The organism is Thiocapsa roseopersicina (assembly GCF_900106925.1).
In the GTDB taxonomy this organism is placed as follows: domain Bacteria; phylum Pseudomonadota; class Gammaproteobacteria; order Chromatiales; family Chromatiaceae; genus Thiocapsa; species Thiocapsa roseopersicina.
The window spans coordinates 18,369-40,507 of the sequence record NZ_FNNZ01000030.1; the positions used below are offsets into that span (position 1 = coordinate 18,369).

Sequence of the window (22,139 nt, forward strand, 5' to 3'; positions counted from 1 at the left end):
CGGGGTTTCCGGGCAGGCGGGATGCGGGGTTACGGATTGGCCGGCGTGCCGTCTCCCGAGCCCTGGCCGAAGACCCAGGCGTCCACCGGGATGTAGTCGTCAAGCCACCAGATGCGGCGGGCCATGGCGTCGGACTCTGTCGCCACGCCGTCTTCAACGAGCAGCTGCGTCCAGGCACCGTACAGGAACTGGCCGCCGGGGTTGGCCGTCAGGCTGGACTCGCTGGCCTCCAGACCGGGTTTGCCCTGCTCCATCTGGTCGAACTCGTTGCAGAACCCGGAATTGATCAGCTCCGCGGGCACCTTGTCGTCCTCGTGCGGGTCGGACGGGTAGCAGACGCTGAGGTCGGTCTCTTCGGCCCAGACCTGGTAGTCGTCACCGAAGTTGACTGCCCGGCTGTAGAAGAGATCGAGCGGCTCCGGCTCGCCCTCGGCGGCGGTGGTGTTGTCACCCGTTTCGTACACCACGAAGAAGCGCGACGGATTGCGCACGTCCTCGCCGTAGGGATTCACCCCATTGCCGAACAGATCCAGCGTGTTCGGGACGCCCTGAGGCGAGCCGGTGATGGCGAAGCGCGGGTCCAGCGTCGTGATCCGCATGGCCTGGTGCTGCGTCACGTTGCGAGCCTGCTCGGCGGCGCCTGCGGCGTAGCTGTTGCACACCCTGGGCTCGACCAGGTCGCCGGAGGCCTGGGTCTGGCTGCTGCGGAAGGTCTCGCAGGCCACAGTGCCGTCGCCGCCGTACTTGGTCTTGTCGTTCGGATCCCAGTAGGTGTACTTGCTGGGCAGGGTCGTCCAGGTCGTGCCGCCGGTGAAGGAGCGCCGGATGTAGAGCTCGTAGCGGTCGTTGCCTACCGCGTTGAGGCGCCAGTTGGGCGACCAAGCGTAGAGCATCATGACCATGTCGCCGTCCAGGAAGCCGCGGTGACCCTTCGCCACGTCGAGCGGGTTGTACCAGGATTGGTCGCGCAGGGTACCCGTGGTGCCGGCCTTCGAGCTCGTGTCGGTCCTCAGGTCGTTGTCGCAGGTGTACAGCGTCGTACCTTCAGTCGCGGTCACCGTGGTAAAACTGGCCGGACACTGGTGCCAGGACAGGACCTTCGTCTTGTTGGGCGTGACGTTGCTGCCCTGCAGGATCGGGTTGGTGTCGCCGATACCGAACGTCGTCCCACCGCTCAGGTTGACCTGCGGGCAGAGAACTGATTCGCCGGTTCCCGAATCCTGACAGGTGTCCGGGACCATGGCCGACAGGTTGATGGCCGAATCCAGGCAGAGACCGCCGGGATAATAAGGGTTGGCGGTCTCGCCCCAGGTCTTGCACTCCATGTTACGGAAGGCGTAAGGGTTGCCGTACGTCGTCAGGGTCCACTTGCCTTTGTTGGGTATCACGATACGCCGGGCCATGACGTCGGCCGGGCCGCCCTGGTTCATCTGACCCTGTTTCCAGCTCGGCAGGGCCAGCAGGCCGTAACCGGCCTTCGACGTGTCTTTGTGCACCTTGTAGATGTCCTGCCCCAGCCAACTGCCGCGGCGGGCGATCTCGGTGTTGTAGATGTTGAAGTTGTAGTCGCCGAAGTCCCAGAAATCGACGGTACTGCGTGCCGGGTAGAATGCCCCGGTCATCCAGTCAACCTCCGGCTGGTTGAGCTGATGGCCCGGGAAGGTCAGGTTGGTCAGCAGGGTATCCTGGGTCTTGCCGCCGACCTTGTCGCCGATCTTCATGCTGAAGGTGATGTACTTGATGTTCTTGCCGTCGTCGAAGGTGAAGCAGTCGGGGTCGCTGTTGCCGTCCTGCACACAGGCGTTGCCGGTGTCGTCGAAGGTGAAGGCGCCGAGGCCCTTGTCCTCCTCGAGCACTACCGCGACGAAGGCGCTGTCGATGACCGCATCCTTGACCTTGCCGGTGGAGTCGTAGCCGTAGACCGCCAGACGCGGGCGGGTAGCGGCGGTGTTGCCCACCAGCGGCAGGTTGTCCTGGGTGACGCAGAGGTCGGTTTCCTGAGGATTGGCCTGACCGGTCGTGACCGTGACGATGGTCGCGCACAGGTCCTTCAGCCCGTAGTCCATCGGGGCCTCTGCGTTCACGTCTGGGAAGACCGGTACTTTGGTCGGGTCCGTGATGGTGCCCACGAGCGCAGAGCCGTAGCAGTACGGCTTCGGATTCGTCACATTGCACTTGGCGTTATCGGTCAGCCGCATGGGCATGGCGAAGGGCACGAAGGGCTTGGGCTTCTGGGTGATGTCGCCGATCGCCGCAGCCTCGTACTCCGCGAACGTCATGGGCGTGGCGCCGGTCTCGTCGGACGGATTTTGCACCGCGTCGAAGTGCTTGGCGTCGATGTAGGAGTACCAGACGTCGGTCTGACTGTTGGCGACCGCGCCGCTCCAGCCCTCGCCGGGACCTTCACCCTGACCGCCGCGCAGTCCTTCGGGATCCTCCTGCCAGGTGATGGCGCAGCCTGCACCGTCGACGCATACGGTCTCTATGCGGTTGACGTCGCGCACGCCGGAGGTCAGGCGCTCGGCCTTGAACCAGCGCATGTAGCTCGACTCGGTCTGCTCCGTTGTGCGCGGGTCGTCGCCCTGGTTCAGCACGCCCCGGGCGGTCCAGAGGCAGGCGTAGGGCACCTCGCCGACCGCCTGATTGGGCTCGTAGTCGTCCTCCTCGGCATAGTTGACCGAGCCCTGGGAGCCGCCGACGCCGAACATGTCGATGAGGTACAGGTCGTCCGGCGAGGCCGTGGCCAGGTCGATACCTAGGTAGCTGGCAATGCCCGCGCGGCGGGTGATCTGTTCAGGTGTGGCCTCCGGGTTGTCCAGGGAGTAGCTCGGTTGTCCGCTCGCGCAATAGCGGCTCGGCCAGGCGACCAGGACCTTGTTGCCGGCGATGGTGTGGAACATGTTGAGCACATCGCCGGGATAGGCGGTCTCCGCGATCAGCGGCACGTCCGTCCGGGTGATGTTGCAGTTGGCGCTATCGCAGGACGTCTCGGTGGCCGACTCGGAAAGATTGGTCTCCTTCCAGGTCACGCCGTCGTCCAGGCTCACCGCGGCGTAGGCATCGCGTTTGCCGTGGCCGACGAAGCCGACGCCCTCGACCTCCTCGAACGGGCCGTACATGTAGACGCCGACCAGGGGCTTGGCGAGGGTGCGTGTTGTGACAGGGGCATCGTCGGCGTTGAAGTAATCGCCTAGGGCCTCGGACCCGTCGGACTTCTGGGCGGTCACATAGAACTTCATCTGGGCGATGAAGGCGTGCTCGGCCTCGTCGATGTAACCCTCGACCGTCGGCTGGCTGATGTTGGACATACGCTTGCTGACGGGGCCGCCGTCGCCGTTTCCGCCGTCGTCGCCAAGCGCCGTGCCGGCTGATCCGGCGATGAGCGTCATCGCGACGCTCAAGGGCAGTAGTTTCGCTCTCATTGGATTTCTCCTGACCGTCTGTGACATCCAGGGTGTACCGGAACGGAATAGGCCCGGCTTGGCCTGCTCGTTCTCATTGCCGGAGCTTCCCTTTCCTTGCCGGCCTCCCGGGCAGCGTGGTGCTCCGGAGGCGCGGCGAATCGTGGTCGTCCGCAGGCGTGGGCCTCGGGCGGATAAGGTGTTCCGGCAGTCATCGGCGTGCCGGGGCGTTTGGAGGGTGGTTTTCATGACATCGCGTCCAGATCGCACTCGTAGGTGCGCGGGGCCACTCGGCGCAGCGCTTTGCCGCGCTTGAGTTCGGCGAGGGCGCGGCTGACCGATTCGCGGGAGGCACCCAGGATGTTGGCGAGATCGGCCATCGGCGGCAGCTCGAGCCGATTGCCCTCGGCCGCATCCATCTCGGCGAGTACGCGCACCAAGCGTCTGACACGCTCGTGCAATGCTCCGGCGCCGAGCTCGGCGAGCCAGCGATCGGCCTCGATGACCTGGTGCTCCCACTGCCCGACCATCCGGTCCGAGAGTTGGATGTTGCGCGCCTGCAGCTCATCGAAGACGCCCAGCGGGATCCGGCAAACCTCAAGCTCGCGCAGTGCGACGGCGGTGTGCCAATAGAGCCCATGGGTCACGGCCTCGAGCCCGGTCGCCGTGCCGCAACCGAGCAGTCGCACGATGCGGTCTCCTTCGGTGGAGCTGTGCTTGATCAGCTTGAGCATCCCGCGGCGGATGCTGTACACCGCGTCGGCGGGCTGGTCCTGCTCGTAGAGAATGGTGTTTTTGGGACAAACAGCGCTGCGAATCGGGAGGAAGATGTGCTCGAAGTCGGGGCCGCGCAGGGCCGAGAAGAGCGCTTGGCGACGCACCGCACAGTGGCGGCAGTCCGCCAGGATGTCCCAACGCAGGTCACCGCAGTCCGGGCTCGCGACGCCGTTCAGGGGCTCGCCGGTCTTATGGAGATCCATTGTCTGGTCGGACATGATCATCACCCTCGGTGCAATGGACGCCGTGCCTCTGGGCTTCGGCTCGGCCGCCCGTGCTATAAAAACTAGACGAGAAATGTGATCAATTGCACAAGGCACGAATCCGAAAATTGACGATCTGCAATTTCTCGGACGGTACGTAGAATTCGGTATGACCTTTTCGGTTTGTACGTTTCGTTCAAAATCTCGGCGCCGCAGGCGCGGCGTAGCGGGAAATATAGACTTCGGCTGCTGCCCCGATTTATGGATTACGGGGGTGAAGAAGTCGGGATTAGGTGATGCCGATTCGCGACCTTCTAATGAGGAAGGCAACTGCAGATTGTGATGAAAGTCACTGCAGGAAACTGCGGTAAGACCTATTGTTCCTCATGCGAAATGCAACAACAGAGTGGATTAAAATGAGAGTAAAGCTGCTGATTTCTATTATGCTTTTTGTTTTCGCGACGGCTTCCATCGCCGGAGGAGACAACAATCGAAAGGGTGCGCCGGAGGATAACTGGCTGGGCGACTCGAATACGGACGACACCCAACGTGCCCTGGTCGTGAAATGCCCCGAGAACACGACGCCGGGAGCTGTAGATTTCTTGCCGGACGAAGAGGGTGCCGTCATCGTCGTCGAGTGCAATTACGACAATTAGCGAACCAAGAATGCCGGCCTGAACAGACCCGTCAAACCCCGACGGGTCAGATCGGTTTACTCGGCTCGACAAGACCCTGCCGCATCCCTAGCCCCTTTTCGCCTTCCGAGTCGACCGCCCTCGATAGACCCCTGCGCTTTTCCGCATCCTTCCCCGCCGGACGTCCGTTTCCTCGTTACCCGGCCGATTTTTAACCATTCGCAATTTTTCGGTCGCTTGCCGCGTGCTTTTCTACGCAATCCGGCAAAACTCAAAATGCGTACCGCTCGCCGGGACCGGGGCAGCATCCCCATTCGCCCAGCGCGGGAGCAGGCTACTGCGAGGCGCTCTTTGGAGCGCTTGGATTCACGGCGAATGCGGGAGGAACGAGCGATGTCAGCGAAACGGCAGTCGTTGTCGGGCGAAGCCTTGGCCTTGCTGATGCCGGCGATGCTGGCCTTCACGGTCGGTACGGCTTGGGCGGCGGCCTTGGGGCTCGAGACGGGATCGGTCAGCGCAGCGGGTCCGGGTGACCCCGCGGTCCTCGTCGGCCATGGCGGTTACATCAGCTTCAACACCAAAACCAATCAATATATCCTGCAAGGCAAGGGCACGGTCGATGCCATCGAGGCGGAGCGCAGCCTGGCCACGGCCATCTGTGCGAAGTGTCACGAGGATGCGATCGACTCGTTGAAGGATTCCGTGCATTACAGCAACCAGGGCCCGAATCCACGCATCCTCTTCCCCGGCGGCGGTGCCCACGGCATGCTCGACCGCGCCTGCGGACTGCCGGGCACCTCGGCGCTGATCAACTTCAACAGCGACATCAATCTGGGCGAGTGCTCGAAGTGCCATGTGGGCCGCTTCCTGCCGCTTATGCAGAACGCCTTCACGAGCCAATTCACGCAGATGGGGTGGCCCGATCCGGCCGGCCAGGCGGAGGCGATCATCGACGGCGGTCTGGACTGTCTGATCTGTCACGCCGAAAAGTATCTGGCCGTGCGCGACGATCTGAGCGCGGAGCAGCTCGCTACGCTGCAGATCGCCAACTATGCCGAGCCCGGGACAGCTTCACCCTCGCCCGAGGGCTATGCCAAGCTCGCCCGCGACAATACCGACTTCGATCACGACGGGGAACCGGACAAGCTGATCGACACCGACGGCAAGGACGGGCCGGACTCGCCGCTTATGGTTCCGGCCGGGATCGACGCCGACGGCAAGCCGATCTATCGGCCTTGGTCGACGGTGGCCCAGGACCGCTCGGTCGAGGCCGTTCTTTCCGTCGGACGGACCGAGGAGCACACCTGCCTGCGCTGTCATGAGCATGCACGCACCGGCTACAAACGTGCGACCTTGTTCCTCGATGGCTACGACGTCCACGCCGCAGCCACCAAAGGTCCCTTCGCCGCTGCCCAAAACCGCTGCACCGTGTGTCATCTTGTGCTCGACAACAACCACAAGTTCGTGCGCGGGCATCTCGTCGGCGGCGACCTGGCAGCGGCCGATTATCCGCCGCCGCCTCCCGGGGTCGCACCCGATCCGGACGATGAGACCCATCTGACCTGCATCCAGTGTCATCGCCTGTCCGATCTGTCGAAACAGGGTACGAATCAGGTGCACAGCGAGCGCCACCTGGCGAAGATCGCGTGCGAGACCTGCCACATTCCATACAGCGGCGGCATCTCCTATTCGCTGTACGGCCACGGCAGCCATCTCTCCTTCGGGCGCAATGCCGCCGGCCTCGATACCAAGCTGATCACCCGCGACCACATGGTGTCGAATGACCGCGCTGACGTGGATGCCGACTATGCGGCCTATCGCATCCCCTCGGTGCTGATGTGGTTCGACGGGATGACCTCCTTCCTCGCTCAATCGCTCTCGGTACGGGATGCACCCAACGCCATGATCACCCCCTTCAAGCCGATGGCGAACGGGATGGTCATGGACGGGCGCTTCTTCGACGGTGAGATGCTGACGAACCAGGCGGGTTTCCCATACAACGCGCATTCGATGTATCGCTTCTACGCCGGCGCAGCGGATTGCGACGACCTGCAGCTACCGGGCGTTGCGCCTTTCAAGTGCGGTTCGGACGGGCTCTACGGCAACGCCGAGGTCTTCACCGGTCTCGGGCTTTTGGGAACGGTGAGAGACGCAGCAGGCAACGTGATCGTCGAAGGGCTGACTCCGGAGGAGACACGCAAGGTCGTTCTGACTGACCTGATGGCCCTAGGGCAGCCCAGCCGACAGGCCATGGCGATGATGCAGGCCTTCCCCAACCTGATGAACTTCAGCAAGACGGCCTACGGCTACGAGCATTATCTCATCAGCAGCAAACTGGCCGGCGCGCTAGAAGACGCGGATAGCAATGGTGTCATCGACGCAAATACCGACGTCCTGTTCGACATGCTGGGGGCGGTCAACACCGGTCTGATGGAGTTCAAAGGCTTCAACCAACCCATGATGCTGCCGGCATCCTATGACTGGTACCCGCCGTTCGCCGACGTGGACAACGTGGCCACCATGAAGCTACCCGACGGGAGTTTCATGAAGCTCTTCCTGGAGATGCAGCTCGGCGCGGCCGGCGTTCCGCCCGAGACGATCCGTCAGCTCGTCGGCAACTATCCGGCCTTCTCCAACGGCGTCACCTTGGGCGGTCATGGCGTCATGCCGGATCCCGGCCGCAATGCGCTGGGCGGCAGCAAGGGGCGCAACGGCTGTCGTGATTGCCACAGCGCCGGCGGCGTGCTCGCCAACCCGGTGCCGGTGACCCGCAAGGAGCTGGTCGATCTCGGGCCCATGGGGCAGGGCGATATGCCCGTGTGGCGGTGGGTCTACTACAACGTCAAGGGGCTGATCGACCTGGGGGTGACGACCTCCAACGAGGAAGTCCTCGCCGGCAAGGCGAAGATCGATGTCGGGGGCAACCGGAACTATGTCCGCTCAAGCAGCAACCAGATGGTGCTCAACTGGTTCAATCCGGCGGGGCAACTCACGCGCGACGGCAAGAAACTGAAGGGCTATACGATCTTCCAGCCTGCCGACGGCAGCAAGTCCCTGAAGGGCACCGGCTTGAAGGCCAAGGACCTGACCTGGAACGGGGGGCGTTGGATGCCTGTGATGGAGCCCGTGACCGTAGCGCAACCCAACTACGCGATTCTGGGTTATGCGAAGGAGGAGGTGATCTTCGAGACGACGGGGCCGTGATTGGGGGCAGGCAGCCACAACCCCCGACAAAGCGGCGGGGCATCAGCTAAACGGGATTGACTGGAGCTGATCCCCGACGAGGACGCCGGCCTTGAGCCGGCGTCATTGGTCGCTCGCAACCTCCGTCGTATGGAGGCGCAAAGAAACCGGCAGTCAGAGGCTGCCGGTCATGCGCTGCCGCTACTGGCCTCCGCGCCGATGTTCGCTTCCCACCAAGCCCGATAGGTCGCGTCCGGCGCCACCACCTTGGCGGTTGCCTCGCTGACGCGGTTGCCCTCGGGATCGGCGATGCCGATCTGCATCTCGACGATTCCGCCGCGGATCAGGCGTGCGACCTCCAGCGTCACGACCAGCTCGTCGCCCGGATACAGCGGACGGCGCAGGCGCTCGGGGGAGAAGGTCAAGCCGAGGGTCCCGTCGCCTGGAAACTCGGTCCCGAAGAGGGCGGAGATGCGGGTCTGCACGAGTCCGCCCGGGACGATGATGTCGCGGGCATCCGGGAACCGCACCCGTGCCGCGTCGAGGTCGCGATGGATGGCGTTGTGATCCCCGACCAGGGCACAGTAGCGATCGACCTCCTCGCGGCTGAAGCTCAGGCGCGCCTCGTGGCGCATGCCGACCTCGAGCATCGCGGGGGTCAAGCAGCGGGTTGGCGTCATGGATGGGATCTCCCTGCTGGTCTGCAGTGCCCGGAACGGGCTTCCGCGGCCTTCGCGGCGATCGCGACGCCGCTCAAATGACTTCCAGCGCGCGGATCAGCGCCATCACGTCCGGCTCTTCCGCTAGCTCGCCTTCCCAGACGCGATAGGCGCGCACGTCGGGTGGGGAGCCGAGGGTCAGCTCGGCGATGAACCCGGTCGCGCCTGCGGGTGCCGGGTGCTCTCGGGGCTCGCCCAAGGCGTCGATCAGGCCGGCGATCTCGCGGGTCTGACGTTCGTCGAGCGCGCCCTGGCGTGGCTTGTGGCTGGTGTGGTCGCCGCAGTCGACCCGATAAGTTCCCGTGGGCTCCAGGGTGATCTCCAGCACATAGTCGTCTTGTCCGACGACTCGGTAGTAGACGCGCGGTAGGGACATGAGGTGTTTGCCTCCCTCTTGGTGATATGCAGGATTCGGGCGATTCCGAGTCCTGCCGATGCTCGATAGTTTACCCCGGACCGGCTTGCTTTTCCCCGAGTCCGTTGGCACGCTCAGAGCCTGCCGGGCGACAACAGGGCGCTTGGCGGACGACGAAAAACATAATGTTTAGGAGGAATTCGATGAAGTCTCGTTCTTTGGTGCCGCTCCTCGTATTACTAGGAGCCGCCGCCGGCGCTTCCGCCCAGCCCTACGGCTACGCTCCCCCGCCAATCCCTCAAGGCTACGGCCAGATGCCGATGCCCTACGGCGGCGCTTACCCGGTCATGCCGCCTATGCCCGAGATGCCCGCCGCCGCGGCGCGCCCTGCGCGTCCGGCCGCGCCGCCTGCGCGTGCTGAGTCCACGGCGCCGGCTCGGGGTGCGGGTGCGCCTGCCGGGATGCCCGAGGGTCCAGCGGCCGAGGCCAGCGCGACGCTCAAGGAGGGCATGGACAAGCTCCTCGGCTTCCTCGCACGGGACGAGGTGCCGAATCGGCTGCAGGTCGCCGCCTTCCTCGACCGCGAGATTGCGCCCTATTTCGACTTCGAGGCCATGGCCAAGTGGGTAGCCGGTCCGGCGTCCGAAGGCATGAGTGCCGAGGATAAGGAGGCGATGGCCGCGCGTCTGGAGGCCGATTTCCTGGGGACCCTAGCGTCCCGGCTGATGGACTATCAGGGGCAGCAGATCCGCATGTTGCAGCCGCGCATGGGTCCGCGCGGCGACGTCAGCGTCAACGTGGCGCTGCTGCGCGCGCAGAGCTATCCCTCCAAGCTCGAGTTCCGGATGTACAAATCGCCGACCGGCTGGCGCGTTTACGATGTCGTGGCGAACGGTCAGAGTGCAGCCGCCTATTATCGGGTGCAGTTTCAGCGCATGGCCGGACAGGGGGCAGGGCCGACGAGTTGATCCTCGACCGAGCTGCTCCTTGACCGGGGCGGCTCGGGGTAGGTGCGCGAATTGATTCGCACGGATTGGATCGCACACCTTGATTCAAGAGTGCGGATAAATTCGCCCCTACGGGGTCGGCATGCACTGCCGGCCCCGACTCGATCGAACCACTTCATGGAGACGTAGCCAAAGGCCATAGACTGGACCTTGCGAGAGATCGCGACCGGCGATCATTTCGCCCGACCGGGGGCCGACCATGGGGAGCCGACGATGGATGGACCGATGAACAGTGCGCCCCCGGGCGCCGACGACATGCCCTCGAAGGTCGGGCGGGTGATGTTGTTCGCGGCATGGATCGTCGGATTGGCATTGCTGGCGATGTTCTTCGACGGCGTGATCACCGGTCGCGACAATCCCAACCCGGCTCCGGTTGCACTGCACGGCGGCAGCGGGATCCCCGAGGTGCGACTCGAACGCAACCGTGCCGGGCACTATGTTGCCGGCGGTCGGATCAACGGCGAACCGGTGCGCTTTCTGATCGACACCGGCGCGACCGACGTCGCCTTGCCGCTGTCCTTGGCCGAGCGCCTGTCTCTGCCGCTCAGGCCCGGCGGCATGAGCAAGACCGCAAACGGTATGGTGCGGACCTGGACGACACGACTCGATACGGTCGACCTCGGCGGATTGGTTGCGCACAACGTCCGCGCGACCGTCCTGCCGAACATGCCTGGAGACGACGTCCTGCTCGGCATGAGTTATCTGAGACATCTGGAGATGGTTCAACGCGGCGGCGTGCTGACGCTGCGTCCTCACCTCGGGTCATCTTGATCCGCGTTTTGGTGCCGGCCTTGCGTGCCGACTCCGAATCCCACTTCCGCTCTCGACGACACAACCTCGTCATCCGTAGGGTTTCGGTTTAAGCTCGACCGAACCCGTGCATCGGCGCGACCGCTCGAGCGCAATGCCGGGCGGATGGCCTGCGGCGATCCGGCCCTGCGATCGGGCTCGGAGTCAACGCCGACGGCGCTTCACTTGGTATCGACGCACCCCGACGAACGATGATCAAACTGCACCGGATCCGAGAGAGCTCAGTCGCTTGGCTCAGACGCAAGATGCCGATCCCCGTGTTTCTGCTCGCGAGTCTGCTGGTGATCCTGCTCGCGCGCGATCTGGCGGCGCGTCGGGAGAATCCGAATCCGAACCCGGTCGCCTATCTCGGCGCCGGCAACGTGCCCGAGGTCGTCCTCAAAGAGAATCAGGTGAGTCAATACGTGACCACCGGACGGATCAACGGGACCCCCATCGAGTTCTTGGTCGATACCGGGGCCGTGGATGTCGCCATGCCCTACATGGTCGCCCAGACGCTCGGCTTGACGCTCCAGCCCGGCGGGCTCAGCAAGACCGGCAACGGCGATGTCCGTACCTGGGTCGCGCGGCTGGAGACTGTGGATGTCGGCGGGCTGGTTGCCTATGACCTCAACGCGACCATCCTCCCCAACATGCAGGGCGATCAGGTCTTGCTCGGCATGGCCTACCTCAGACGCATGGAGCTGGTGCTGCGAGGCGGGGAGATGATCCTGCGGCCGTATTCGAGCGACTAAACCGCGTCCAGAGCGACATGCGAGATTTTCATGTCGTATTTGGCCTTGGGGACCTCACCGCCCTTGGTGGAGACGCCGTTTAAAATTTTATATTTTTTAAAGCCTTAAGCCGCGCCAGCTCCAATAATCGTCGAGTCTGCCGGGGCCGTTCCCATCCAAAAACCTCACATACCGCGCTGGGCGCGGTTTAGGTTTAACGGACCTGGAGCCCAACCCCGCCGCGCCTCGGATCCCCCGCGCCGTGCGTGCTGCCGTCCGGGGCGACCGCCACGCTGTGGGCGCCGCCGAAGAAGACGCTTCCCCGATTCCAGACCTTGAGCCCCGGCCAGTGCGTGCCGAGTGCGGCGACCGTCTCCTCCGCGATCGGCGGCTCGAGGTTCAGGACCCCGTCCTCGTAGTGCATTCTGGGCGAGGCCACGGCCGCCTCCAGATCGAGCCCGAAGTCGACCAGATTGGAGATTACCTGCAGGATGGCGCTGCGGATCCGGTTGGACCCGGACGAGCCGGTGACGACCCAACCCCCTTCCGCCAGTTCCAGTAGGCTCGGCGCCATCATGGAGCTGATCCGCCGATCGGTCGGCCAGCGATGAAAGCCGTGCGGGTTGATGTCCTCTTCGCCCAGCATGTTGTTCAGCATGATGCCGGTGCCGGGAAGCACATAGCCCGCACCCTCGCCGTTGGAGAGGGTCACGCTGGCGAGGTTGCCCTCGCGATCGGCGACGCTGATCTGCGTGGTCCCGCGGCTGAAGGTCGCCGCGTCCTCCATGAGCTTGCGATAGGCTTCCGGGATGCTCTGGGGCAATGCCGACGGTGGCGCCGAGAGTGACTCGGGGGGGCCGGTCGGCTGCGCGCGACGCAGGCGTTGGGTCAGCTCCAGGGCGAGGGCGAGCGCGTGCAGATGCGCGGGACTGCCGCGTCCGAGACGGGCCGGCTCGACGGCGTCGAGTAGACCCAGGGTGACGCCGAGCAGGAATCCGCCCTGCGAGGGTGGCGGATTGGTGTAGAGATGCGCCCCGCGATAGGGGTGTACGAGCGGGGCGCGTCGCTCGACCCGGTACTCGGCGAGATCCGCCGCGCTCAGATGTCCTCCGTGCTCGGCACAATCGCGGACTAAACGCGCTCCCAAGTCGCCCCGATAGAAGGGGTCCGCACCCTCGCGGGCGATCCTCTGCAGGGTCTCGGCGAGCTGCGGGTTGCGCACCCGTGCGCCGACCGGGGCGAGCCGGTCGGGTTGTTCCGGGTCGGCATAGAGTGCAAGTGCCGCGGGGCTCGCGTACAGGATCGGCGCGACGATCTCTGCGATATCACGCTGGACGCGGTTCACGATCACCCCGTCGCGGGCGAGACGGCAGGCCGGCGCGACGATGACCTCGAGAGCAAGCCGACAGTGTGCGCGATGGATCGCGACGAGACCGGCGATCGCCCCCGGTGTCGCGATCGATCCTTGTCCGATGTGGAATTCCTGGGTGGCGTCGCCGAAGTCGGCGAGGATCGGATAGAAATCCAGCTCCTGCTCCGGGCGGTGCCGGCGCGGGGTCTGCGCGAAGAAGTCGAAGAGCTCCGGCGCCGCGCCGGCGGGTCGGGCGAGCAGAAAGCCGCCGCCGCCGAGCGAGGCCAGGACCGGCTCGGCGATGCAGGCCGCGCACAGTGCCGCGAGCGCCGCATCGAACGCATTGCCGCCGGCGCGCAGGGTCTCGGCGGCTGCCTCGGCGGTCAAGGGATGGCCGGCCGCCACGCTACCGAGGATGGTCATGGGCGCCGGTGTCCGGATGAGGGTGTCGAGTGCATTGCCGACCTGTCGTCTGCCGATGGCGTGATCCGGGAGCGGGGCGGTCGCGGCTCTCGCACTTGATCAACGCAAGGTGCAACCGACCGCCGATCATGCGAATCTTACGCCTCGGACGCGCGCTCGCGAGCAGTATGATCCGACGATGTCGCCCGACGCTCAAGCCGGTTCAACCCATCCGATGCCCTTCTGAATGGTCGACGAAACGAACCTACAGCCCCCGGACGGCGATCGCGCCGAGGCCGCGTCGTTGCGGCAGGCGTTGGGGGAGGTGCGTCGCGAGGCCCAGCAGGAGGTCGCGCGCATCAATCGCCAGTTGCATGAGCGCGCCGCGGTCGAGGTCGGAGCGGCCTCGGCGGCGGAGCAGCTGGCACTTCGTCAGGAGCTCGACAGCCTTCAGCGGACACTGGGTGCGAAAGAGCAGGCCCTCGACGCAATCACCGAGGAGTGTCGCCGTCTCGAGGACGTGTTGGAGGATCAGCATCTGGTCTTCGACGGCCTGCGCAAAGAGGTGGAGCGGCGCGATCTCTCTTTGACGGCTGCGCAGGAGGAGGTCAGCCGTTTGAGACAGGCCCTGCTTGATCTGCAGGCGCAGGCGAGTGAGCCCGTGCTGCTCGAGCCCGGGCCGCCGCGCGGGCCGTTCGCCGAGCCGCATCGGATCGGGCGTCACGCGGTCGGCGTTCGCCTCTGGCCGCTTCTTCTGATCCCGGCACTCACCGTGCTCATCCTTTTCGTGTGGCTGCGCGCCGATCGCCCGCCGGCCACCGCGACCCCGGAAACCGCCTCCTCGCGGTCCCCTGCGATGCAGACCGGGACCGGGGGGAGCGACTTGCCGCCCGGGTCCGAGTCGACGGCCGAGCCCGTTGCGCCCTCGATCATCACCGTCCCGACACAGCGCGATCGGCTGCGCAACGGCGGCTTGGGTCCGACGCTCGCAAGGCTCCCGGGCGGGCGTTTCCGGATGGGCCGGAATCTGACGGTCGCGAGCGACTTCGGGCCGGAGCGCGAGGTCGAGATCGCGCCCTTCTTGATGGGCGTCTACGAAGTGACCTTCGAGGACTACGATCGTTTCGCCCGCGCCACCGGTCGTGGCCTTGCGAGGGACTTCGGATGGGGCCGAGGTAACCGCCCGGTGGTCGGGGTGAGCTGGGAGGATGCCCGCGCCTACGCGACCTGGCTCTCCCGCGAGACCGGACGCAGCTACCGCCTGCCGAGCGAGGCCGAATGGGAGTACGCGGCGCGAGCCGGCGGGCGCGGATCCTACTGGTGGGGGTTCGGGCTGGAGCCGAATCGTGCGGTTTGCTTGGATTGCGGCAGCGCCTGGGACAACCGCTCGACGGCCCCCGTGGGGAGCTTCGAGGCGAGCCCGTTCGGTCTCCACGATACGGCAGGCAATGTGATGGAGTGGGTCGCGGATTGTTATGAGTCGGGCTACGACGGCGCACCGAGCGACGGGAGCGCCCGCACGGACGGTCCATGCACCTATCGTGTCGCCCGTGGCGGTGCCTTCAACAGGCCGTCCGCCTCGATGCGGACCTATGTTCGCGCACGCTTTGTTCCGGGGACGCGTCTGGACATGCTGGGGTTTCGCGTTGCACGAGACATCTAACCCCGCAGGGTCCGTGCTGGGTGTCGGCATCGCCGTGCTCGACCTCGTCAACGAGGTCGAGGTCTATCCCGCCGAGGACGACGAGGTCCGCGCCCTCGCCCTGCGTCGGGTGCGCGGCGGCAATGTCACCAATAGCCTCGCCGTCCTGTCGCGACTCGGACACGTCTGCCGTTGGGTCGGCACCCTGGGCGACGACCCGGCGGCGGACTTGATTCTCGCCGACCTTGCCGGTCACGGCATCGAGACAGGGGATGCCGTGCGCGTGTCCGGCGGGACCACTCCGACCTCGTCGATTCTGGTCAGCCGCACCAACGGCAGCCGGACCATCGTCCATTTTCGGGACCTGCCCGAGCTGAGTGCGGAGGATTTCGGTCGGGCCTCGCTCGACGGGCTCGCCTGGGTCCATTTCGAGGGGCGCAACCCGCAGGAGACGGCACGGATGATCCGCCGTGTCCGAAAGGAGGCGCCGGATGTGGCGATCTCCGTGGAGCTCGAGAAACACCGCCCCGGGATCGAGGCGCTGCTGCATGGGCCGCAGCTGTTGCTGGCGAGTCGCGCCTTTGCGCGCGCCGGCGGATTCGAGGATCCGGGTGATTTTCTGGAGGATCTCCTCATGCGCAGCGATGCACGGCTTTGCGTTGTTGCTCGGGGCGCACAGGGTGCCGCATTCCTTAAGCGCGGCGGCCATGTCCAGCGGGTGTCGGCCTACGTCCCTACGCGTGTCGTGGATACCTTGGGTGCGGGCGATGTCTTCAACGCCGGGGTGATCCATGGTCTGCTGAAGGGCCTGCCCGACGGCGAAGCCGTCGTGCAGGCAGTCAAGCTCGCGGGTCTCAAATGCGGGCATCCGGGCATTGTGATGGAGCGCGAATCGCCGCCGATCTCCGACTGAACGGCTGTTGAATAAAGAAGACACCAGACACGATATGCCGGTCGAGTCGCGTGCTGGCCTGTTCCGACGTGCGTGCATCGGTGCGTCAGCGACCGATCGGGTCCGCGATTGCTCCTTCCAGGCAGTCCATCGCATCCGGCATCCCGAACCCCTTCGCCCTCCGCGTCCAGGCCCAAGCCGCCTGGATGGCGCAGAGCAAGGCGTCGAGCCGGTCGCCGCTCGGATCCTCGGCGAGGCTCGGATCCGCCTCGACCTTCAGGCCGTAGATGGCTTGTGTTTTGCCGTCGAGGATCAGCTTGAGAAGTCTCGATCTCGCCTCGTCTCGCTCGGTTGTTTGCTTGGACCGCGTGTCCTGTTTGTAACTCTGTTTGCCGATGAGCCGGCGGGCGAGGACGCCGGGATAGGTTTCGACGACGATCCGCTCCGGGTCGCCTTCCTGGAGTCCCGGAATCCTCACGTCGACCTTGCGCAGCCGTTGTGCGCCCTCGAAGAACATGAGTCCGACCGGCGTGCCGTAGAGCTTCTGTGGGCTGATCGCACCGGTTGCGCGATCCGTCGCACGGCGGTGCTCTTTGTCGCCCGGAGCGCGGGACGCCCTGTACCCATCCAGCGCGGCGCGGAATCCGTCGCGACCGAGTCCGGTCGCATGATCCACGTAGCCTGCCCAGGTTTCGGGCCAGCCGATGTTCTCGATAAAGGTGCGCGATTGGCCGAAGGGAAAATCGATCCCGGCGATCCAGGGCCCGGATCGCTGCAACGCGGTCTCGAAACCCGCGAAATCGCGCCATTCGGTCAGCGCGCCGGCCTCCAGTCGCGGGCCTTCCAAACAGCATTCCAGACAGGTGATTGGCTTGCGGCGACTCGGTCGGCTGGTGAAGTCGATGCCGTAGATCTTCATTCGCGCGAGATCCGGTGTAGGTGCGAATTTATTCGCATCGTCATGCCGCGACGTGCGAATAAATTCGCACCTACCGGGTTCAAGGGGCCGGATTCGGCTGCCGCGTATGGATCGCCTCGATCTGCGCGATCACCTCATCCGGGAGCGAGAGGTCTGCGCTGGCGAGGTTGGCTTCCAGCTGCTCGGGCGTCGTCGCACCGATGATGTTGGACGTGACGAATGGGCGGCTCGTCACCCAGGCGAGTGCCATCTGCGCAGGGTCGAGTCCGTGGCTGCGCGCGAGTGCGACATACTCGGCCGTGGCCCGCTCGGCCTGCGGATTGGAATAGCGGTTGAAGCGCTCGAAGAGTGTGATGCGAGCGCCGGCCGGGCGGGCGCCGTCCAGATACTTCCCCGAGAGCACGCCGAAGCCGAGCGGCGAATAGGCAAGGAGACCGCAGTTCTCCCGAAAAGCGACCTCCGCGAGACCGACCTCGAAGGTCCGGTTCAGCAGACTGTAAGGGTTCTGGATGCTGACCATGCGCGGTAGCCCATGCTCCTGCGCGAGCGCGAGGAAGCGCATCAGGCCCCAGGGTGTTTCATTGGAGACGCCGATCTGTCGGATCTTGCCGGCCCGGACCTGATCGGCAAGGACCTCGAGCGTCTCCAGCAAAGGGACGCTGTGGGCGTCCTCCACCGGTGAATAGCCGAGCTTGCCGAAGTAATTGGTCTCGCGGTCCGGCCAATGGAGCTGGTAGAGGTCGATCCAGTCGGTCTGCAGTCGCTTCAGGCTGCCGTCCAATGCCGTCACGATGTTGGCGCGGTCCAGCCGCGACTTGCCGCCGCGAAGATGCGGCAGCCATGCGCCAGGACCGGCCACCTTGGACGCCAGAACCACCCGGTCACGACAACGGCGCGACGCGAGCCAGGTGCCGATATAGGCTTCGGTCCGGCCGATAGTCTCCGCGCGCGGCGGCACCGGATACATCTCGGCCGTGTCGATGAAGTTGATACCCGCGGCGAGCGCACGGTCGAGCTGGGCATGTGCCTCGGCCTCGCTGTTCTGCTCGCCGAAGGTCATGGTGCCGAGGCAAAGTGCGCTGACGCGGATGTCCGAGCGCCCGAGCGGTCTGAGCTCCATTGCGTTCTCCTCAATCGTGTCGGTGATCCGGGATGATAGATCGACTCGTCCAAGCACATGATCAAGCGAAGAATCGCCCTGATTCTATCGAAGAAGCAACCGTAGCGGATATGAGTTAACGGAGACGGCGCGGGCGCGGCACGCGAATTACCGTGCGCTCTTCCCGCTCGGCAGGTGCCCCGGCCGGAGCGCATTCAACCCGCCCACTGCCGGGGCTCGCCGCATCAGAACGCCGGCCCGCCGCGCGTCCTATCCGACGCACAGGGTTCGCCCGAGCCTCCGTGCTTGGATCTCGGTTCGCGGGACTCGAACTGTTTGAGCTGATCCTCGTTCAGGACGGCCTTGATCTGCTCTCGGATCTCGTCTCTGGCCATGCCCGAGTCGTCGTTCTTAGTCTGCATGATGGTGCGCACTTGGGCGACCTGATCCTCGCTCAGATTCAGTCGGTCGGCGAGTCCGTCGAGATGCCTTTCCATCCGCGAGCCCCGCTGCTCTTCGATACGTGCCTGCTGCTCGGGCGTGAGAACGGCGCCGATGCGTGCCTGCGTGTCCTCACGCTGTTGCAGCGCCTGTGCGCGTTGCTCCTCCAGGATGGTCCGGATCTCGGTCTGCTGCTCGGGCGTCAGGTCCAGGCTTCGGGTCATCCGGTCGATGCGCTGCTGCGTGAACGTGCTCGGGTCCTGGTCAGGGCCGCCTGGTTCCGCCAAGGCCGAGGTGGCCATGACTGCCGAGACGGCAAACGCCAAGGTTGCGGTGCGAAAGCTCTTATTCGTGTTCATGATGTATCACCTTTGATGTGTTGGATCGTGTCTCGGGAGAGTCCCGACTCCATGTCGAGTCCATTCCCGACGCGCTGCAGTTTAGGTGGCCAGGGTGCAGGAGCTGTGCAGTGATCGTGCAAATTTCGTGGAAGCGGACGAGTCCGAGCCGAACGGTCGAGGCTCTGCCCGGTCACCGCGAGAGCGCCTCGTGGGTGTCGGGCTCCTCGTAGCGGTAGCCGACGCCGTAGACCGAGTGGATCAGCTCGACATCCGGAGCCAGCTCGGTGAGTCGGCGCCGAAGCTTCTTGATGTGGCTGTCGATGGTGCGATCGGACACGACCCGGTCGTCGGGATAGATCCGGTCCATGAGGTGGTCGCGCGAGAGAATTCGGCCTGCGGCCTGATGGAGCGCGGCCAGTAATGCGAGCTCCACGGCGGTCAGCGTGATGACCTTCCCGTCGTGCGAGACCTGCAAGCGCTCCCGCTCGAGTGTCAGGAAACCGCTCCGGCGCTGCTTGAGCGCGCGGCTAGTTCGTCTCAGGACGGCCTTGACGCGTGCCACCAACTCCCGCGGGCTGTAGGGTTTACAAACGTAGTCGTCCGCACCCAGCTCAAGCCCCAGCAAGCGATCGATCTCCTCGACCCGTGCGGTCGTCATGATGATGGGTACCTGAGTGCGGCTGCGCACCTCGCGACAGATGCTCAAGCCGTCCTGACCCGGCAGCATCAGGTCGAGCAGGATCAGATCCGGTCCTTCGCGCTCGATCCACGCGACTGCACCCGTGCCGGTCGCAAGGTGGTGGACCCGGAAGCCGGCCGCACGCAGATAGTCGCCGACCACGTCGGCCAGGCGCTCCTCATCCTCGACGATAAGGATCGACGGCAGTGCGATTTGGCCCATCTAATTCCTCCCCCCTCGGTCTGCCGGCAGCTCGATCCGGATCGCACAACCGCCCGCTGCCGCAGGGCGTGCCTCGATGGTCCCGCCATGGGCCAGCACGACGTTCCTCGCGATCGCAAGCCCCAGTCCGGCGCCGCCCGTATGGCGGCTGCGCGAGGCGTCGACCCGATACAGTCGGTCGAAGAGCCGCGGCAGTTCCTCCGTCGGGACGCCGGGCGCCGTATCCTCGAAGGTGATCCGATAGCTGCCGACCGGATCTGCGTCCAGGGTCACCGTAAGCCCTCCGCCCGGATCCGTGTAGCTCAGACTGTTTTGAAGAAGGTTGCCGAAGAGTTGGGAAATACGGCCGGCGTCCGCGTACAGCGGAGCAGCCTCGGCCTGAGCTGGGTCGCGCCGACCGGCGAGCCGATTGTCGAAAACCAAGTCGAGCCCCGCAGCAGCGAAGCGCGTCCGGAAGGAATCGATATCCTCGCAGAGAATCTCGGCAAGGTCGATCTCCTGCATGCGGTAGGCGAGTGCACCGAGATCCGTCGTCGCGAGATCGTTCAGGTCCTCGACCAGGCGCGAGAGCCGCAGCACATCCCCGTGCAGCCGATCGACCTCCGCGCGCTCCAGCGGCCTCACGCCATCCTGCATCGCTTCGAGATGCGCCCGCAACAGCGCGATCGGCGTGCGCAGCTCATGCGAGATATCCGCGACCCAATGACGCCGCGCCCGATCGTTGCGCCCCAGCGCATCCGCAAGGGCGTTGATGTCCCGGCCCAAGCGGGCGATCTCGTCGCCGCCGCCGATCGCCACGCGGGCGTCATAGTCCCCGGCCGCCAGTCGGCGAGCGGTCCGCTGGAGCTCCTTCACCGGCCGGATGAGACGACTGGACAGCGGATAGGCCAAGGCCGCCGCAAGCGCCAGCATCGCCGCTACGATCAGCCAGAGTCGCCCGCCTTGGCGCTCGACGAAATGCAGATCGGCGAGCTCCGCGACCGGGGGACCCGCGATGACCGCAAGCTCGCCGATCGGCGTGCCGTCGAGATTCAACGGAAAACGTCGGGTGTCGGGCAACAGCTCCGGCCGACCGTAGATCAGCGCGCCCTGGGCGTCGATCAGCATCAGGCGCAGCTCGATCGGCGCCCCCTGATCCCGTCCATCCCCCCGCAATGTCGGCGACGGTGGCCAGACGAAGCCGTCGCCACTTTCCGCCTGATGATGCGGTCCAAGAAAGCGTCGCACCCACGGCGGAGAGCGCGAGCCCTCGCCCGGTCGTCCACGACGTCCCTCGGCGGGCCAATCGCGCCCAAGCAGCGCCCCGAGCCACAACCGAGGCGACGCACGCAGCGGCGCCCAGCTCTCCTCCCGGGCATAGATCTCGGCGAGACGCTCGCCGATGACCTCGACCCGCGCCTGCTCGCGCGCCTCGGCCAGCTCGACCAGTCCGCGTTGAAGCGACCAGTGCACGAACGCCTGCGTGCCCGACAACACCAGGACGCAGGCGAGCAGAAGCGTGAGGAAGACCTTGGTGTGAATGGAAAGCGACATCTTGACGGCAGCTCAGGGCGGACGCCTCGGCAAACGCGGCTCGTTAACGGGATGTTGCAGCAGGCGCGGTTTCGGCCGAGTGCGCCGCGCAGGGTCGACGCACGTTCGGCGCACTCAACGCCGTCGGGCGGTATCCGTTCTCGATCGACGAGCGACGATAACAGGCGACGGTGCATCAAAAAAGGAATCGATCGACCCCGACGCTCATGCGCCACATTTCGCAATGCGCGATGAACGTCCGAGCGTTTCAATGTTGCACGCGAAAGAGCGAGGACAGTTACTCATCGACCTTTACCGGAGCGCACGATGACGATAAAACGCATTCTCGATCACGGATTTCGTAGCGGCATGATCGCTCTCTACGTCGGGGCTGCAGTCATGGCCCAAGCGCAATCCTTTGCCGTGGACAATGGTGTCATCAGCGGTGTGACGGGTGTCGAGATCCAAGGCAGCCCATACGACGTCATCTTTGCGGATGGCTCCTTTAATGGCGTTTATCCATCCGAGCTCAGCGGATACGGGCAGCTCGCACGGAAGGTCGCTCAAGCCCTACTGGTTGCAAGCGAGAGCGGTGCACTCCCGGCCAACCCCGACGGTCAACGGAACCGACAGCTCCATGGATGCAGCGCTCGCGAATCCTGCACGGTCTTGATCCCGGAACACTCGACAGGCGCGTCACCCTCTGCGCAAACGACCTACGCGGTCGAGGTGATCTATTCCCATCCCATTACACACAACTTTAAGTGTACAGGCTAAGATATCGCTTTTGGACGATCTCCGGGGGCGTCGATGGGCTGGGCAGAAGCGGAATTTCA

18 protein-coding genes are annotated in these 22,139 nt (G+C 65.0%); 8 read left to right on the forward strand and 10 right to left on the reverse strand.

Going from position 1 to position 22,139, the window contains the following annotated elements; all coding sequences use genetic code 11:
• Positions 1-29: 29 nt before the first annotated feature.
• Together BLV04_RS21115 and BLV04_RS21120 are read right to left on the reverse strand one after the other, a co-directional pair.
• Positions 30-3,422 carry a choice-of-anchor O protein gene (locus tag BLV04_RS21115; RefSeq protein ID WP_093037256.1) on the reverse strand — a complete coding sequence of 1,131 codons (3,393 nt, stop codon included), beginning with the start codon at positions 3,420-3,422 and terminating at the stop codon, positions 30-32.
• Positions 3,423-3,646: 224 nt separating this feature from the next.
• A complete protein-coding gene (locus BLV04_RS21120) occupies positions 3,647-4,396 on the reverse strand; it encodes a Crp/Fnr family transcriptional regulator (RefSeq protein ID WP_175534739.1) in 750 nt (249 codons plus the stop codon).
• A gap of 401 nt (positions 4,397-4,797) precedes the next feature.
• Here BLV04_RS21120 and BLV04_RS21125 point away from each other — a divergent pair, with 401 nt between their 5' ends.
• Positions 4,798-5,037 (forward strand): hypothetical protein, encoded by a 240-nt coding sequence (locus BLV04_RS21125; protein ID WP_139191999.1) that lies wholly within the window; start codon positions 4,798-4,800, stop codon positions 5,035-5,037.
• A 372-nt stretch (positions 5,038-5,409) separates the two neighbouring features.
• Positions 5,410-8,220: a hypothetical protein gene (locus BLV04_RS21130; RefSeq protein WP_093037267.1), complete on the forward strand. Its 2,811-nt coding sequence runs from the start codon at positions 5,410-5,412 to the stop codon at positions 8,218-8,220.
• Between the two features lie 167 nt (positions 8,221-8,387).
• Here the strand turns inward: BLV04_RS21130 and BLV04_RS21135 are convergent, their stop codons facing one another.
• A complete protein-coding gene (locus BLV04_RS21135) occupies positions 8,388-8,879 on the reverse strand; it encodes a hotdog family protein (RefSeq protein ID WP_093037271.1) in 492 nt (163 codons plus the stop codon).
• A gap of 73 nt (positions 8,880-8,952) precedes the next feature.
• Positions 8,953-9,294: a hypothetical protein gene (locus BLV04_RS21140; RefSeq protein ID WP_093037274.1), complete on the reverse strand. Its 342-nt coding sequence runs from the start codon at positions 9,292-9,294 to the stop codon at positions 8,953-8,955.
• A gap of 182 nt (positions 9,295-9,476) precedes the next feature.
• Between BLV04_RS21140 and BLV04_RS21145 the strand changes: the two genes are divergently transcribed.
• The 3 genes from BLV04_RS21145 (at position 9,477) to BLV04_RS21155 (ending at position 11,824) form a co-directional block, all read left to right on the forward strand.
• A complete protein-coding gene (locus BLV04_RS21145) occupies positions 9,477-10,241 on the forward strand; it encodes an MlaC/ttg2D family ABC transporter substrate-binding protein (RefSeq protein ID WP_093037278.1) in 765 nt (254 codons plus the stop codon).
• 264 nt (positions 10,242-10,505) lie between these two features.
• Entirely contained in the window at positions 10,506-11,051 is a 546-nt protein-coding gene (locus BLV04_RS21150) for a retropepsin-like aspartic protease family protein (protein ID WP_245731980.1), read from the forward strand.
• A 230-nt stretch (positions 11,052-11,281) separates the two neighbouring features.
• Entirely contained in the window at positions 11,282-11,824 is a 543-nt protein-coding gene (locus tag BLV04_RS21155) for a retropepsin-like aspartic protease family protein (RefSeq protein WP_093037281.1), read from the forward strand.
• Between the two features lie 193 nt (positions 11,825-12,017).
• Here BLV04_RS21155 and BLV04_RS21160 read toward each other — a convergent pair whose 3' ends face one another.
• Positions 12,018-13,577 carry a gamma-glutamyltransferase family protein gene (locus BLV04_RS21160; protein ID WP_093037284.1) on the reverse strand — a complete coding sequence of 520 codons (1,560 nt, stop codon included), beginning with the start codon at positions 13,575-13,577 and terminating at the stop codon, positions 12,018-12,020.
• 226 nt (positions 13,578-13,803) lie between these two features.
• On the opposite strand from BLV04_RS21160, the gene BLV04_RS21165 reads away from it, so the two are divergent.
• On the forward strand, positions 13,804-15,219 hold the full coding sequence (locus BLV04_RS21165) for an SUMF1/EgtB/PvdO family nonheme iron enzyme (protein ID WP_093037287.1): 1,416 nt from the start codon (positions 13,804-13,806) through the stop codon (positions 15,217-15,219).
• Positions 15,203-16,111, forward strand: coding sequence for a PfkB family carbohydrate kinase (locus tag BLV04_RS21170; protein ID WP_245731981.1), 909 nt, complete (start codon positions 15,203-15,205; stop codon positions 16,109-16,111). Before BLV04_RS21165 ends, BLV04_RS21170 begins: the two co-directional genes overlap by 17 nt.
• A gap of 85 nt (positions 16,112-16,196) precedes the next feature.
• On the opposite strand, the gene BLV04_RS21175 is transcribed toward BLV04_RS21170, so the two are convergent.
• The 5 genes from BLV04_RS21175 to BLV04_RS21195 all read right to left on the reverse strand — a co-directional run bounded on the left by BLV04_RS21175 (position 16,197) and on the right by BLV04_RS21195 (position 21,324).
• Positions 16,197-17,009 (reverse strand): DUF429 domain-containing protein, encoded by an 813-nt coding sequence (locus BLV04_RS21175; protein WP_093037294.1) that lies wholly within the window; start codon positions 17,007-17,009, stop codon positions 16,197-16,199.
• A gap of 79 nt (positions 17,010-17,088) precedes the next feature.
• A complete protein-coding gene (locus BLV04_RS21180; protein WP_093037297.1) occupies positions 17,089-18,129 on the reverse strand; it encodes an NADP(H)-dependent aldo-keto reductase in 1,041 nt (346 codons plus the stop codon).
• A gap of 224 nt (positions 18,130-18,353) precedes the next feature.
• Entirely contained in the window at positions 18,354-18,908 is a 555-nt protein-coding gene (locus BLV04_RS21185; RefSeq protein WP_093037301.1) for a hypothetical protein, read from the reverse strand.
• Between the two features lie 172 nt (positions 18,909-19,080).
• Positions 19,081-19,791 (reverse strand): response regulator, encoded by a 711-nt coding sequence (locus tag BLV04_RS21190; protein WP_093037304.1) that lies wholly within the window; start codon positions 19,789-19,791, stop codon positions 19,081-19,083.
• Positions 19,792-21,324, reverse strand: coding sequence for an ATP-binding protein (locus BLV04_RS21195; protein ID WP_093037307.1), 1,533 nt, complete (start codon positions 21,322-21,324; stop codon positions 19,792-19,794).
• Positions 21,325-21,672: 348 nt separating this feature from the next.
• On the opposite strand from BLV04_RS21195, the gene BLV04_RS21200 reads away from it, so the two are divergent.
• Positions 21,673-22,080, forward strand: a complete 408-nt coding sequence (locus BLV04_RS21200) for a hypothetical protein (RefSeq protein WP_175534740.1) — start codon at positions 21,673-21,675, stop codon at positions 22,078-22,080.
• The last annotated feature ends 59 nt before the right edge of the window (positions 22,081-22,139 follow it).